The following is a 14,873-nucleotide window of genomic DNA, read 5'->3' as shown; positions in this document are numbered from 1 at the left end:
TAAAAGTCTAGACGCATTACCCATTTATGCAAATTTCACGCATACATTATGCGCTCATCAGGAATTTACACCCTGTGCGCTTCGGGCTACATTGGCTGGGTTGTGTCCGGCGGGCGCCGGGCCAGAAATTATATGGAATGAGTATGAATTACCAGAACGATGACTTACGCATCAAAGAGATCAAAGAGCTCCTGCCCCCCGTAGCCTTACTGGAAAAATTTCCTGCCACCGAACGTGCAGCGCAGACCGTGTCTCAGGCTCGCCAGGCCATTCACCAGATTCTGACCGGCCAGGACGATCGCCTGCTGGTGGTCATTGGGCCTTGCTCAATTCACGATACGGAAGCCGCACAAGAGTATGCGGCGCGCCTGTTAACCCTGCGTGAGCAGCTTAAAGGCGAGCTGGAAGTGGTCATGCGCGTTTATTTTGAAAAACCGCGTACCACCGTTGGCTGGAAAGGGCTGATCAACGACCCTTACATGGATGGCTCCTTTCAGCTAAACGACGGCCTGCGCCTGGCGCGTAAGCTGCTGCTGGAGATCAACGATTCCGGTCTGCCTGCCGCTGGCGAATTCCTGGATATGATTACGCCGCAGTACGTGGCGGATTTGATGAGCTGGGGTGCCATCGGTGCCCGTACCACCGAGTCACAGGTTCACCGCGAGCTGGCTTCCGGCCTTTCCTGCCCGGTAGGGTTTAAAAACGGTACGGACGGCACCATTAAAGTGGCGATTGATGCCATCAACGCAGCCGGTTCACCGCACTGTTTCCTGTCAGTGACCAAATACGGTCACTCCGCGATTGTGGAAACCCGCGGTAACGGCGACTGCCATATCATCCTGCGCGGCGGTAAAGAGCCGAACTACAGCGCCAGTCATGTCAGCGCGGTGAAAGCCGGTCTGGAAAAAGCCGGGTTGCCTCAGCAGGTAATGATCGACTTCAGCCATGCTAACAGCAGCAAGCAGTTTCAGAAGCAGATGCAGGTGGCGGACGATGTGGCACAGCAGATGATCAACGGTGAGCGCGGTATTATCGGCGTGATGATTGAAAGCCATCTGGTTGAAGGGAATCAGAGCCTGGAAAGCGGCGAGCCGCTGGTTTACGGCAAGAGCGTCACGGATGCCTGTATTGGCTGGGCCGATACCGAAAAGGTGCTGCGTCAGCTGGCCGATGCGGTTATAAAGCGTCGCCGGTAAGCAGGGCGCAATAAAAAAGGGCCAGACATTGTCTGGCCCTTTTTGCACGGAAGCAAAATTATTTCGCTTTACCCTGATTGGCAACGGCCGCGGCTTTCGCTGCGATCTCGTCAGCATCACCCAGGTAGTAATGTTTGATCGGTTTGAAGTTTTCATCGAACTCGTACACCAGCGGAACGCCGGTCGGGATATTCAGTTCAAGAATCTCTTCTTCGCTCATGTTGTCCAGGTATTTCACCAGCGCACGCAGTGAGTTACCGTGGGCCGCCACGATCACTTTCTCACCACTTTTGATACGTGGCAGAATGGATTCGTTCCAGTAAGGGATCACGCGTTCGATGGTCAGCGCCAGGCTTTCGGTGGTGGGCAGCTGCTCAGGCTTCAGCGAAGCATAACGCGGGTCGTGTCCAGGAAAACGCTCATCGCTGCGGTCCAGCTCTGGCGGAGTCACCGCGAAGCCACGACGCCACTGTTTAACCTGCTCGTCGCCGTATTTTGCGGCGGTTTCAGCTTTGTCCAGGCCCTGCAGCGCGCCATAGTGACGTTCGTTCAGACGCCAGGATTTCTCAACGGGCAGCCAGGCCTGATCCAGCTCATCCAGCACATTCCACAGGGTGTGAATGGCGCGTTTCAGCACAGAGGTGTAGGCGAAATCAAACACGAAACCTTCTTTCTTCAGCAGCTGTCCGGCTGCTTTAGCTTCGGTACGGCCCTTGTCAGAAAGGTCTACATCATACCATCCGGTGAAGCGGTTTTCGTTGTTCCACTGGCTTTCGCCGTGTCGCACCAGAACCAGCTTAGTTACAGCCATAGCTTAACTCCTTAATACTTGATGTTTCTGAGATAATGGAAACCTGCTGTCGCCAGCCCGTTGGCTGACCAATTGCGTTCTACCATAGCGGAAAACGGCGCACTGCGTAAGTCTGTCTGTGACGCACTGCGCGTTTTTCACACGGTGGCTCAGCGTGGTGTAAAGCGATAGCGCGTGACGGATTCCCAACGATCTCCCGGCTGCAGCCAGCAATCATCCTGTGGCCACTCGGGATGATTAGGCGAATCCGGTAAAAATTCACTCTCCAGCGCGATCCCCTGAAAAGCAGTATAGCTTTCCTGCTCCCGGGCGCGCGTGCCGGCCAGATAGTTACCGCTGTAGAACTGTAACGCGGGCGCTGACGTGGTCACGCTCAACTGGAGCTTGCCGTCCTCTGACCAGAGTTCAGCGGCAGGCTGGCTGCTATCGCCTGCACTGTTCAGCAGGAAAGCATGGTCATAGCCCTTAACTGCCTTCTGATCGTCATCGGCAAGAAAATCCTGCTCAATGCGTTTGGCCTGACGGAAATCGAAGCTGGTGCCGTCCACGGCCTTCAGTGGGCCGTTGGGAATCCCCTCGCTATCCACGGGCAGGTAACGATCGGCGTGCAGTTGTAACCGATGCTGGCGCGCATCACCATGATGCGCATCAAGATTAAAGTAAGCATGGTTGGTGAGACCGACCGGGCAGGGCTGGTCGCACTGCGCCTGATAGTGAATGGACAGGCAGTTATCGTCATCCAGCGCATAGCGTAAATCAGCAATAAGGTTGCCCGGGTAGCCCTGATCGCCATCGGGCGAATCAAGACGATAATGCACTTCCGTTTCTGACTGACTGACAATTTGCCAGCGGCGTTTATCAAACCCTCCTGGGCCGCCGTGTAACTGATGTTCGCCCTGATTGGCGCTCAACGGGCGGCTGATTTTATTCAGTTTTGCGCCGGCAATACGGTTTGCATAACGGCCTACCGTGGCACCCAGATAGGCATCCTGATGCAGATAGTCGGAAGGGGTTGCACAGCCCAGCAGGGCTTCACGCACGTGACCGTCCTGCAGTGGGACTCGCGCCGACAGCCAGGTTGCGCCCCAGTCCATAAAGGTGGCAATCATGCCATTGGCATTACGTAATACGGTGATGCGCCACGGCTGACCGTCCGGCGCATGGGAGTTCACATCGTTTAGCATTGGCCCGCTCCTTCTGATGCTTTGCACACGTAGAAGGTCTCCTTGATGCCCGTTTTGGCTTCATACTGGCTGGCGACGGCGGCCTGAACCCGATCCACCAGATCAAGCGGCATCAGAGCGACAATACAGCCACCGAAGCCACCGCCGGTCATGCGAACACCGCCACGATCGCCGATCTCGGCTTTAACAATCTCGACCAGGGTATCCACCGGCGGCACGGTAATTTCGAAGTCATCACGCATGGAGGCGTGAGATTCCGCCATCAGTTCGCCCATGCGGGCTAAATCGCCGCGAGACAGCGCCTCGGCGGCCTCCAGCGTACGGGCGTTTTCAGTGATGACGTGACGTACGCGTTTGGCAACCTGCGGATCTAACTGAGACTCAGCCGCGTTGAACTCGGCCAGGTCGACATCCCGCAGCGCCTTTTTGTTAAAGAAGCGTGCGCCGGTTTCACACTGCTCACGGCGAACGTTGTATTCGCTTCCCACCAGGCTGCGACGGAAGTTGGAATTGATGATGACCACGGCAATATCGTCCGGCATCGAAACCGGTGTCGTGCCCAGCGTCCGGCAGTCCAGCAGCATGGCATGATCTTTCTGGCCCAGCGCGGAAATCAGCTGATCCATAATGCCGCAGTTACAGCCCACGAACTGGTTTTCTGCTTCCTGACCGTTGACCGCGATGGCGGCGCCGTCCAGTGCCAGGTTAAACAGCTGCTGGAAAACCGTTCCGACCGCCACTTCCAGCGAGGCGGAAGAGCTAAGGCCCGCGCCCTGAGGCACGTTGCCGCTAATCACCATATCGGCGCCGCCAAAATCCGGTGCGCGTTGCTGAAGGTGCTTGACGACGCCGCGTACATAGTTCGCCCACATGGGTTCTTTTACGCTGGTAATCGGGGCATCCAGTGAAAAGGTGTCCTGCGCCTGATCGTAATCCACGGCAACCACGCGTACCTGGCGGTCGTCGCGTTTTGCACAGGCGATAACCGTTTGATAATCAATAGCGCAAGGCAGCACGAAACCGTCGTTGTAATCGGTGTGCTCGCCAATCAAATTAACGCGGCCTGGGGCCTGAATCGCGTGGGTAGGTGCATAGCCAAAGGTTTCAGTAAACACCTGCTGCGTGATGGTTTTTAAGCTCATTGTTGTGCCTCACGAAAATGAATATCGCTCACGGAACGCAGGCGTTCGGCTGCCTGTTCTGCGGTTAAATCGCGTTGGGTTTCAGCCAGCATCTCGTAGCCGACCATAAATTTGCGCACCGTTGCTGAACGCAGCAGCGGCGGATAAAAGTGGGCGTGCAATTGCCAGTGTTCATTGTCGTCACCGTTGAACGGCGCGCCGTGCCAGCCCATGGAGTAGGGGAAAGAGCACTGAAACAGGTTGTCGTAACGGCTGGTCAGGCGCTTGATGGCACAAGCCAGATCGTCACGCGGCGCATCGGTCAAATCGGTCAGGCGCTTAACATGGGTTTTTGGCAACAGCAGGGTTTCAAACGGCCACGCCGCCCACCAGGGCACCACGGCCAGCCAGTGTTCGGTTTCAACAACGGTGCGGCTGCCATCCTGCTGTTCACGCGCAAGGTAATCCACCAGCATCGGCGAGCCCTTTTGGGCAAAGTAGCGGCGCTGCAGATCGTCTTCGCGCTGGGCTTCATTAGGCAGAAAGCTGTTGGCCCACACTTGTCCATGGGGATGAGGATTAGAGCAGCCCATCGCGGCGCCCTTGTTCTCAAAGACCTGCACCCAGGGATAGTACAGACCCAGTTCAGCCGTCTGTTCTTGCCAGGTGCGGACGACTTCCTGTAACGCGCTCAGTGACATTTCGGGCAGGGTTTTACTGTGGTCGGGCGAAAAGCAGATGACGCGGCTGGTACCGCGCGCGCTTTCGCAACGCATCAACATGTCATCGCTTTCAGGCGCGTCGGGCGTATCCGTCATTAACGCGGCAAAATCATTCGTAAAAACGTAGGTGCCTTGATAATCAGGATTCACATCGCCCGTGATGCGCGTGTTGCCTGCGCACAGGAAACAGTCAGGATCGTGTGACGGCAGCGTATTCACTGCGGGCGTTTCCTGAGCCCCCTGCCAGGGACGTTTGGCACGATGAGGAGAAACCAAAATCCACTGATCGGTCAGGGGATTGTAACGGCGATGAGGATGATCGGCCGGGTTAAATTTTTCCATGTTGCATCCTGGTAAGCGTCAAAATTAAAAAGTCATCAAGAAAAAATAGCACATCGGGTGAGTCAAAAACGTGATCCAGTCTGGATAAGTGGTATCGTTTACACAAGCTGAATATTCTTATTTAAAGGCGGATTCGCACATCGCATCGCTAAAAAACAGGTTTAAATGGTAGCGTTTACATCTGGTGGTAAACAACGCCGCTGGCACGGCGTCAGGGCACTCAAATCCTGTCCTGTTGGTAGCGATAGCCGCCGTCAGGCTGGGCCACAAAATGCAGACGATGGGTAATACACTGGGGCGCGTCCTCAGCATGATGTGAAACGAACAGCAGTTGAGTACGGTCTTCACCAATCAAAATATCGATGAAACGTCTTACCAGCTGGCGGTTGAGTGGATCAAGCCCCTGCAAGGGTTCATCCAGTATCAACAGCGTAGGATGCTTAACCAGCGCCCGGGCGATCAACACCAGCCGTTGCTGGCCCCAGGATAAACCGTGAAAGGGCATATCTCCCATTCTGCTATCCATGCCCAGCAGCGCCAGCCACTGACGCGCCAGCGCCATTTGGCGATCGGAGACGGCCTGATAAAGACCAATCGAGTCAAAAAAGCCGGACAGGATCACGGTCCGGACGTTGACGCTTACGCGGTAATCAAGATGCAGGCTGCTGCTGACATAGCCAATATGCTGTTTGATATCCCAGATGGTTTCGCCGCTGCCACGGCGCCGGCCAAACAGGGTTAAATCGTTGCTGTAGCCCTGGGGATGGTCGCCCGTGACCAGGCTGAGTAATGTGGATTTGCCCGCGCCGTTTGGCCCGAGAATATGCCAGTGCTCCCCGGTATTAACCTGCCAGTCGAGGCCGTCGATAATACGCTGGTCGTTATAGGATACGATGCCGTTACGCAGAAGCACTCGCGGCGCGTCATCTGCCAGTGGCGGTAGCGCATCCGGGACGTCGGCTTCCGGCAGCGCCATGCCAGCCAGTTGCTCACTGCGCGCCAGCTGGGCCACCAGCGCCTGCGCCAGAATTTCCTCACGGGGTCCGACATGCGTCAGGCTGCATTCTGCCAGCACGCCAACCTGGTCAACGTAGTCCGGAATATCATCGAAGCGGTTCAGCACCAGCACCAGGGTAAAATCCGCCTGCGGCAACTGGTGCAGCGTGGCGGTCAGATTCGCGCGCGATTCGACATCCAGGCCATCGAAAGGCTCATCCAGAATCAGCAGGTCGGGCTGCTTCATCAGCGCCTGGCACAGTAATGTTTTGCGCGTTTCACCGGTAGAGAGGTATTTAAAACGGCGGTTAAGCAGGCCGGTGATACCAAACTGCGTGGCCAGCTGCTCGCAGCGCACCCTGTCTTTAACCTCATCCTGAATGATTTCAGCCGTTGTGCGGCCGGTATCATCCTCACCTTCGCTCAGCAGGTCGGTGTTATTCCGTTGCCACTCATCGGCGACCAGCTTCTGCAACTGCTCCAGCGACAGGCGGCTGGGACGTTGAAAATCACAGGTTACCTGACCTGACAGCGGTGCCAGTTCCCCCGAGAGGGCGCGCGCCAGTGAGGATTTACCACTGCCGTTGGCACCGACAAATGCCCAGCGCTCGCCGGGCTGAAGGTGTACATCGGTCAGCGACAACACTCGCGCATCATTAAGATGAAATATGCCTTGCGAAATATGCAATGAAGCCATGATTCGTTCCATTTTTTGCAGCGTTAACCGTTGTTGTAGCCACTGCTTCGAACGAAGTCAAACCCGAATGATAAATCAACGCAAAGCGGCGACGATGGCGTGGCTGGCGCTAAAGCTGGCGATCACGGCGTGACCCGGTTGCCACTGCCGACGCGCAATTTCCGCGTTTTCCAGCGTGGCACACAGCGTTTCACCGCCCGGCAGGCGCATCAGGACTTCACTGACCTGCTCACCGGTTTCGATAGCGCTTATGGTGGCGGCCAGCTGATTATCCGCCCCGGTTGCATCAGTATGAAGGCTGATCCACGGGGCTTTAATCAGAACCAGCACCTCTTTGCCTGCCTTGAGATGCAGGCGTTCTGTGCTGCGCGCGGTCAGGGCGACGTTGAGCCGGGTTACGCCATCCGAGAGCAGAATGGTCAGGTGCTGCTGGATATGCTGCGCGTCGTTATCCACCACGGTGCCGAACAGTTGATTACGTGCGCTGGTTTGCAATGAAGAGCGGGCGATAGCGGCCAGCAGGCTGTCCAGCGGCAGCGAGTCCTGTTGCAGAGCATCAAAGGCGTGCTGTTGAATCTTTTCCATCAGGCCGAACAGCTGTACCAGACGTTCGCCATAGCGGGTTAACTGCGCGCCACCGCCGCCTTTGCCACCGGTGGCCCGCGTCACCATTTCCTGTTCAGCCAGCTGGTTCATCTCGTTGATGGCATCCCAGGCGCTTTTGTAACTGATGCCCGCCAGCTTCGCGCCCTGGCTAATCGAACCGGTTTGCTGCACGCGCTTTAACAGTTCAATGCGGCGTGGATCGGCAAACAGCTTTTGCTGCAGGCGGATGTGAAGGGTGAGTTCGGCTTGCATGGTGGCTCCTGCAAAGAATGAATCGCGTAATCAGGCAGATGATAACGAGCTTTCAGCCTCAAAGTAAAAGCACGAAAAGGTCTGCGCAAAGTTTTACTAAGCCGTTACAATCTCTTTTTTTACACGCAAAGTGGGACTCTTCATGCTGGAACTCATCAAAAGCCTCGCCGTGGCAGTGATCATGGTACCTGTGGTAATGGCGATTATGTTAGGCCTGATCTACGGCCTGGGTGAAGTGTTTAACCTCATCTCTAAAACGGGTCGCCGCGACAACAACAACGCCCGCTCACAGAACTAATCCCCACACAACGTCCGCCTCAGTGCGGACGTTGTCCTCGCCCTGAACGCCTCTTTTTACTTTTTTGCTAATTTGACGCCGCTGTCAGATAATGCGTTGTATTATTCAATATATAACGATCACTGGAGAAAAATCATGCGTTTACCTTTTTGTCGTCTGAGCATTGCGCTGGTAATGAGCGTTTCACTGGCAGGCCAGGCGCTGGCGGCCGATAAGGTCACCGTGTTTGCGGCGGCGTCACTCACTAACGCGCTGGAAGAGATTGCAGCACAGTACAAAAAAACGCACGGCACTGACGTTGTCTCATCCTTTGCGTCGTCCTCGGTACTGGCGCGTCAGATTGAGCAGGGCGCACCTGCCGATCTGTTTATCTCAGCCGACCAACAGTGGATGGACGATGCCGTTGCTAAAAAAAGCATGATCGACAGCACCCGCTATACGTTGTTGGGCAATGACCTGGTGCTGATTGCACCGCGCAGCGACAGCGCCAAACCGGTGACGATCAACGATCAAACCAACTGGAAAAGCCTGTTGAAGGGCGAACGTCTGGCCGTGGGCGATCCCGATCACGTGCCGGCGGGCATCTATGCTAAAGAAGCGCTGCAAAAGCTGGGTGCCTGGTCTTCTGTGTCCCCAGCGCTGGCGCGTGCCAGTAATGTGCGCGCCGCCCTGGCGCTGGTGGAACGTAATGAAACGCCTTATGGCATTGTGTACGGCTCAGATGCTGTAGCCAGTAAAAAAGTTCAGGTGGTGGGCACCTTTCCGGAAGACAGCCACAAGCCGGTCGAATATCCTGTCGCAATCGTTAACGATCGCGACAACGCTGCCGTTAAGGCTTTCTATAACTACCTGAAAGGGCCTGAAGCGGCCGCAGTGTTCAAACAATACGGATTCTCGCCTAAAAAATGATACTCAGTGATGTTGAATGGCAGGCGGTCCTGCTCAGCCTGCAGGTGTCAGGCATTGCCGTACTGTGCAGTCTGCCATTCGGTATCCTGATGGCATGGGTGCTGTTACGTTGCCGCTTCCCCGGCAAAGCCATCCTCGACAGTGTGATCCACTTACCCCTGGTGCTGCCGCCGGTGGTGGTGGGTTACCTGTTGCTGATTGGCCTGGGTCGGCGCGGCATCATCGGTGAAAAACTGTATGAATGGTTTGGCTTCAGCTTCGCCTTTAGCTGGCGCGGCGCGGCGCTGGCCTCTGCGGTGATTGCCTTTCCCCTGATGGTGCGGGCCATTCGTCTGGCGCTGGAGGCGGTGGATAGCCGGCTGGAGCAGGCTGCGCGCACCTTAGGTGCCGGACGCTGGCGGGTCTTTTTTACCATTACGCTGCCGTTAACGCTGCCCGGTATTATTGTCGGCACCGTACTGGCCTTTGCCCGTTCCCTTGGCGAGTTCGGTGCCACTATTACCTTCGTTTCCAACATTCCCGGCGAAACCCGCACCATTCCTCTGGCGATGTATACGTTGATTGAAACGCCCGGGGCGGAAGGGGCCGCCGCACGTCTGTGCGTTATCGCGATCGTTCTGGCACTGGCTTCCTTACTGGCATCTGAATGGCTGGCGCAGTGGGGGCGTAAACGGATGGGGGCTTCATGCTGACGCTGAACATGGCTCAACGCCTGGGCGAGCATCAGCTTGAGGTTGATGTGACGATCCCCGCCAGCGGTATCACCGCGATATTCGGCGTGTCGGGCGCGGGCAAAACCTCACTGATTAACGCCATTGGCGGCTTAACCCAACCTCAGCGCGGACGCATTCAGCTGAATGAGCGAATACTGTTTGATGCCGATCAGCAGATCGCCTTGCCGCCGGAAAAGCGCCGCATCGGCTACGTTTTCCAGGACGCACGGCTGTTTCCGCACTACCGGGTTCGGGGGAATTTACGTTACGGCCTCTCGGCCAGCATGAAGGGCCAGTTTGATTCGCTGGTGGCGTTACTGGGCCTTGAGCCGCTGCTGGATCGTTTTCCGCTGTCGCTGTCGGGCGGAGAAAAGCAGCGTGTTGCTATTGGCCGCGCCCTGCTCAGTGCGCCCGATATTCTGTTAATGGATGAGCCGCTGGCGTCGCTGGATTTACCGCGCAAGCGTGAGCTGATGCCTTATCTGCAGAAGCTGGCGAAGCAGGTTGATATTCCCGTGTTGTACGTCTCCCATAGCCTGGAGGAGATTCTGCAGCTGGCCGATAACGTGCTGGTGCTGGATCAGGGTAAGGTTAAAGCCTTTGGCCCGCTGGAGCGCGTCTGGAGCAGCAGCGCAATGCGGCCATGGCTGCCCGCCAGCGATCTGACCAGCGTGCTGCGTGTGCAGGTGCTGGAGCACCATCCTGATTATCCTATGTCGGCGCTGTCTCTGGGCGATCAACATATTTGGGTCAGTCGGGTGAATTTGCCCGTTAAATCGGCATTGCGGATCCGTATTGCCTCGGCGGACGTCTCCCTGACGCTGCAACCGGCTCAGCACAGCTCTATCCGCAATATCCTGCCTGCGCAGGTCGTCGAACTCATTGAGGTGGGCGATCAGGTTGAGGTCAGGTTGCGCATTGGCGTAAGCGAACTGTGGGCGCGCATCTCGCCCTGGGCGCGCGACGAGCTCAATATCCGGCCGTCACAGTGGCTGTATGCCCAGATTAAAAGCGTGTCGGTGACGGCCTGAACCCGGCAGGCGTGCCTTGCCGGGTTGGGCAGGATTACAGGACGTACTGGTAAAGCGTGTCGGCGATACTGGTTTCCAGGTTGGTGCCAGTGACCATTTTTGCCCGGGATTTAATCACGTCATCCGCATTCCCCATTGCCACGCCCAGCCCCACCGTTTCCAGCATGCTCAGGTCGTTATAGTTGTCACCAAAGGCAATGACGTCCTGCAGGCTCAGCCCCACGGATTCTACCCACTGCGCCAGGCGCTTGCCTTTGCTGTTGCCGCCGCGGGCTACATCGACCTGATCGTGCCATGACCATTCACAGGCCAGCCCGAGTTCGGTTTCCGCGCGCTGCGCAAACTGCTGCAGTTCGGTGGTGTTCTCATGAGACAGGGCAAACTTCCAGATCGACCCGGCCTCTCTGGCCGCCTGCGCCAGGCTGTCCACCTGCTTAAACACAGGACGCTGGTGCGGCGGAAGCGACTCACTCCACTTCAGTGTGCGAATCACATGGCCGGTTGGCGTTTGATACAGCATTGCATCGTCTACATACAGCAGGCCGTGAATCTGATGTTCGTCCAGCATCTCAATGACGCGCACCGCGCTGCCGACGTCCAGCGGGTCAGCGGCCAGCACTTTTTTGGCAGGATAGTCATACAAATAGGTACCATTACAGCAGATTGCAGGCGTATCCAGGGCTAACGTCTGGTAGAAAGGATGGATAGCGCAGTGATGACGGCCGGTCACGATAATCACCTTGACGCCAGCCTGACGCGCTTGAGTAATCGCTTCCACGGATTGGGGCAGAATGGTTTTCGTCGGGGTTAACAGCGTGCCGTCAAGGTCGAGGGCGATTACACGATAGCTCATTAATCCTCTCATCGGGATGGGTTAGCAGAACAGTAAGTCTACACCTGACCGTGGTACAGAAACAAAAATCAGGGCACAAATCATTCCAGCGAGACAGAAAAAAACGCGCTACAGTGACCCTCAGAACAACATGAGTCAGCGAAAAAGGAGAATACATGAAGCAGGTTGTCTACACCGCCAGTCCCGAGAGTCAACAAATCCATGTCTGGCAGTTGAATGAAGATGGCACCTTGACGCTCCTGCAGGTTACGGACGTCGCCGGTCAGGTTCAGCCTATGGTGGTGAGTCCAAAAAAAGATTTCTTGTATGTAGGCGTGCGCCCCGACTTCCGTGTACTGGCGTTTCGCATCGCCTCAGACGGCACCTTGACCGAAGCCGGACAGGCGCCTCTGCCAGGCAGCCCGACCCATATTTCCACCGATCATGCCGGCCGTTTCCTGTTTTGCGGCTCTTACAACGATGCGTGCGTCAGTATCAGCCCAATAGGGGATGACGGCGTGCCACAGGCACCGAGCCAGGTCATTAACGGCCTGGCGGGATGCCACTCCGCCAATATCGACAATGCCGATCGGACGCTGTACGTGCCTGCCCTGAAGCAGGATCGCATTTGCCTGTTTACCCTTGGCGCAGACGGTCAGTTAACCCCGCATTCGCAGGAGCAGGTTACCACGTCGGAAGGCGCCGGGCCTCGCCACATGGCGTTTCATGCCAACGGACAGTACGCCTACAGCGTCAATGAGCTGAACAGCACGGTCGAGGTCTGGGCGCTGAACAATGCGCAGGGCAAGGTTGAGTCGGTACAGACGCTGGATATGATGCCGCCTGATTTTACCGGTACCCGCTGGGCTGCCGATATTCATCTGACGCCAGACGGACGTTTCCTGTACGCCTGCGATCGCACCAGCAGCACCTTAACGGTATTTAGCGTCAGCGAAGACGGTGCCGTGCTGACAGTCGAAGGGTTTCAGCCGACCGAAACGCAGCCGCGCGGATTCAATATCGATCACGCGGGCCAGTTCCTGGTGGCGGCGGGGCAGAAGTCACACCACATTGAAGTCTACAATATCACTCAGCCACAGGGCTTACTGAAGCCGGTGGGCCGTTACGCCGTTGGACAGGGTCCGATGTGGGTAGTGGTACATCAGCTGGCAGGATAACCTGCAAATTGCCGCTTCCGGAATCGTTCGACAGGCCGGAAGCGGCATTTTTATGCGGCGATCAGACGTAATGAACGGTCAGCGATGCGCTGGCTAGCACGTGAAAATGCACGTTAAACCCGACCATGGCGCCGCTGGCACCCTCATCGACGTCGATTTTGTCCACATCCAGCGCATGAACGCTGAAAATATAACGATGGGTTTCACCGGCAGGCGGTGCTGCGCCGCCGTATCCGGCCTGACCGAAATCCGTGCGTGTTTGTAGCGCCCCGGCGGGCAGTGCGGCTTTACCCGAACCGGCACCCTGAGGCAGCGATGTGGTCTCGGCCGGAATATTCGCCACCACCCAGTGCCACCAGCCTGAGCCGGTAGGCGCATCCGGATCGAAGCAGGTGATGACAAAACTTTTGGTGCCTTCTGGCGCATCTTCCCAGGCAAGGTGAGGGGAAAGATTATCGCCCTGATAACCCATTCCGTTAAAAACGTGTTTCTCCGGCATCTTGTCGCCGTCGTGTAAATCCTGGCTGTAAACTCGCATTACATCTCCTTGCGTTAATGGTCACTGCCTTTTCATCTTAACCAAAAGCCGGTTTACGTCCAGCCGTTGCAACATTAAGAAAGAAAGTGAGCGGGCTGCTCCAGTGCCGCCCCAATCGCATTGACCAGCTTATCCAGCGCCTCAGGGGAGATGATATAAGGCGGCATCAGATAAATCAGGCGGCCAAAAGGGCGAATCCAGACGCCCTGACTGACAAAGAACTGTTGCAGCGCCGCCATATTGACCGGTTGATGCGTTTCCACCACGCCAATGGCTCCCAGCACGCGCACGTCAGCCACCGCGGGCGCGTGACGCAGGGGCAGCAGCGCGCCACGCAGCTGACGCTCAATCGCCGCAACCTGCTGACGCCAGTCACCTTCCTGCACCATTGCCAGGCTTTCTGACGCCACCGCGCACGCCAGCGGATTGCCCATAAAGGTGGGGCCGTGCATAAAGCAGCCCGCCGGACTGAGGCTGATGGTATCGGCCACGTCACGGGTGGTGAGGGTAGCGGCGAGGCTCATCGTGCCGCCGGTCAGGGCTTTGCCTACGCACATGATGTCCGGTGAAATCGCCGCATGTTCGCAGGCGAACAGCGTACCGGTGCGGCCAAAGCCGGTTGCGATCTCATCGGCGATCAGCAGAATGCCGTCGCGATCACAGGCTTCTCGTACACACTGCAAATAGCGCGGATGGTAAAAACGCATTCCCCCGGCACCCTGAACGATGGGTTCCAGAATCACCGCGGCCAGCTGCCCCCGATGCTGCTGGATCAGCCGGATAAAATCCTCTGCATCACGCGCATCCCACTCGTCATCAAAACCGCACTGCGGCGCCGCGGCGAAATGGTGTTCCGGCAGGTAGCCGCGCCACAGGCTGTGCATGGAATTATCCGGATCGCATACCGACATCGCGGCAAAGGTATCGCCGTGATAACCGCGTTTGAGCGTCAAAAATTGCTGACGCGTCTCGCCTCGCCCAAGCCAGTATTGCAGCGCCATTTTCATCGCGACTTCAACGGCGACCGAGCCGGAATCGGCCAGAAATACACATTCCAGCGCGTCTGGCGTCATCGAGACCAGCTGACGACACAACGCCACCGCGGCAGGATGGGTAATGCCGCCAAACATCACGTGGGACATCTGCCCCATCTGCTGTTGCAGGGCGCGATTCAGGCGCGGATGGTTATAGCCATGTATCGCCGCCCACCAGGACGACATTCCGTCCACCAGGGTACGACCATCTGCCAGCTGCAGATGATAATCCTGTGCCGCAACAACCGGATAGCAGGGCAGCGGCTGCTGCATTGAGGTGTAGGGATGCCAGATATGCTGGCGATCAAATTCAGCGTCCTGAGAAGTAAACATCGGAGTTGTAAACCAAAATAAAAAGATTTAGTTTACAAGTATAACCACGTTAACTGTCGGGATGACACCTTTTTTGGAGT

General features: G+C 56.7%; 15 protein-coding genes. 6 read left to right on the top strand and 9 right to left on the bottom strand.

Going from position 1 to position 14,873, the window contains the following annotated elements; genetic code table 11:
• Positions 1-143 precede the first annotated feature (143 nt).
• Complete coding sequence (gene aroG / locus PAGR_RS15095; RefSeq protein WP_014606285.1) at positions 144-1,196, top strand: 3-deoxy-7-phosphoheptulonate synthase AroG; 1,053 nt, start codon at positions 144-146, stop codon at positions 1,194-1,196.
• A 58-nt stretch (positions 1,197-1,254) separates the two neighbouring features.
• Here the strand turns inward: aroG and gpmA are convergent, their stop codons facing one another.
• The 6 genes from gpmA to modE form a co-directional block, all read right to left on the bottom strand.
• Positions 1,255-2,007, bottom strand: coding sequence for a 2,3-diphosphoglycerate-dependent phosphoglycerate mutase (gene gpmA / locus PAGR_RS15090; protein ID WP_013025088.1), 753 nt, complete (start codon positions 2,005-2,007; stop codon positions 1,255-1,257).
• A gap of 149 nt (positions 2,008-2,156) precedes the next feature.
• Complete coding sequence (galM, locus tag PAGR_RS15085; RefSeq protein ID WP_014606284.1) at positions 2,157-3,191, bottom strand: galactose-1-epimerase; 1,035 nt, start codon at positions 3,189-3,191, stop codon at positions 2,157-2,159.
• Positions 3,185-4,333 (bottom strand): galactokinase, encoded by a 1,149-nt coding sequence (gene galK / locus PAGR_RS15080; protein WP_014606283.1) that lies wholly within the window; start codon positions 4,331-4,333, stop codon positions 3,185-3,187. Before galK ends, galM begins: the two co-directional genes overlap by 7 nt.
• A complete protein-coding gene (galT, locus tag PAGR_RS15075) occupies positions 4,330-5,376 on the bottom strand; it encodes a galactose-1-phosphate uridylyltransferase (RefSeq protein WP_014606282.1) in 1,047 nt (348 codons plus the stop codon). Before galT ends, galK begins: the two co-directional genes overlap by 4 nt.
• A 220-nt stretch (positions 5,377-5,596) precedes the next feature.
• On the bottom strand, positions 5,597-7,069 hold the full coding sequence (gene modF, locus PAGR_RS15070; protein WP_014606281.1) for a molybdate ABC transporter ATP-binding protein ModF: 1,473 nt from the start codon (positions 7,067-7,069) through the stop codon (positions 5,597-5,599).
• 75 nt (positions 7,070-7,144) lie between these two features.
• A complete protein-coding gene (gene modE, locus PAGR_RS15065; protein WP_014606280.1) occupies positions 7,145-7,927 on the bottom strand; it encodes a molybdenum-dependent transcriptional regulator in 783 nt (260 codons plus the stop codon).
• Positions 7,928-8,069: 142 nt separating this feature from the next.
• Between modE and PAGR_RS23240 the strand changes: the two genes are divergently transcribed.
• From PAGR_RS23240 to modC, 4 genes are all read left to right on the top strand, one after another.
• Complete coding sequence (locus PAGR_RS23240) at positions 8,070-8,225, top strand: AcrZ family multidrug efflux pump-associated protein (protein WP_014606279.1); 156 nt, start codon at positions 8,070-8,072, stop codon at positions 8,223-8,225.
• 135 nt (positions 8,226-8,360) lie between these two features.
• Positions 8,361-9,134 (top strand): molybdate ABC transporter substrate-binding protein, encoded by a 774-nt coding sequence (modA, locus tag PAGR_RS15055; RefSeq protein ID WP_015700723.1) that lies wholly within the window; start codon positions 8,361-8,363, stop codon positions 9,132-9,134.
• On the top strand, positions 9,131-9,826 hold the full coding sequence (gene modB / locus PAGR_RS15050; protein WP_014606277.1) for a molybdate ABC transporter permease subunit: 696 nt from the start codon (positions 9,131-9,133) through the stop codon (positions 9,824-9,826). Before modA ends, modB begins: the two co-directional genes overlap by 4 nt.
• Positions 9,820-10,878, top strand: a complete 1,059-nt coding sequence (gene modC / locus PAGR_RS15045) for a molybdenum ABC transporter ATP-binding protein ModC (RefSeq protein ID WP_014593216.1) — start codon at positions 9,820-9,822, stop codon at positions 10,876-10,878. The genes modB and modC overlap by 7 nt, the downstream gene beginning before the upstream one ends.
• A 34-nt stretch (positions 10,879-10,912) precedes the next feature.
• Here the strand turns inward: modC and PAGR_RS15040 are convergent, their stop codons facing one another.
• Positions 10,913-11,731, bottom strand: a complete 819-nt coding sequence (locus PAGR_RS15040) for a pyridoxal phosphatase (protein ID WP_014606276.1) — start codon at positions 11,729-11,731, stop codon at positions 10,913-10,915.
• Positions 11,732-11,886: 155 nt separating this feature from the next.
• Here PAGR_RS15040 and pgl point away from each other — a divergent pair, with 155 nt between their 5' ends.
• Positions 11,887-12,888: a 6-phosphogluconolactonase gene (gene pgl / locus PAGR_RS15035; RefSeq protein WP_014606275.1), complete on the top strand. Its 1,002-nt coding sequence runs from the start codon at positions 11,887-11,889 to the stop codon at positions 12,886-12,888.
• Between the two features lie 61 nt (positions 12,889-12,949).
• On the opposite strand, the gene PAGR_RS15030 is transcribed toward pgl, so the two are convergent.
• Together PAGR_RS15030 and bioA are read right to left on the bottom strand one after the other, a co-directional pair.
• Entirely contained in the window at positions 12,950-13,426 is a 477-nt protein-coding gene (locus PAGR_RS15030) for a kinase inhibitor (RefSeq protein ID WP_013025100.1), read from the bottom strand.
• Positions 13,427-13,500: 74 nt separating this feature from the next.
• A complete protein-coding gene (bioA, locus tag PAGR_RS15025) occupies positions 13,501-14,793 on the bottom strand; it encodes an adenosylmethionine--8-amino-7-oxononanoate transaminase (RefSeq protein WP_014606274.1) in 1,293 nt (430 codons plus the stop codon).
• Positions 14,794-14,873: the final 80 nt, after the last annotated feature.

It is taken from the genome of Pantoea ananatis PA13, from assembly GCF_000233595.1.
Classification (GTDB): domain Bacteria; phylum Pseudomonadota; class Gammaproteobacteria; order Enterobacterales; family Enterobacteriaceae; genus Pantoea; species Pantoea ananatis.
Note: the sequence above shows the minus strand (reverse complement) of the source record. Positions and strands in the feature narration are given on the sequence as shown.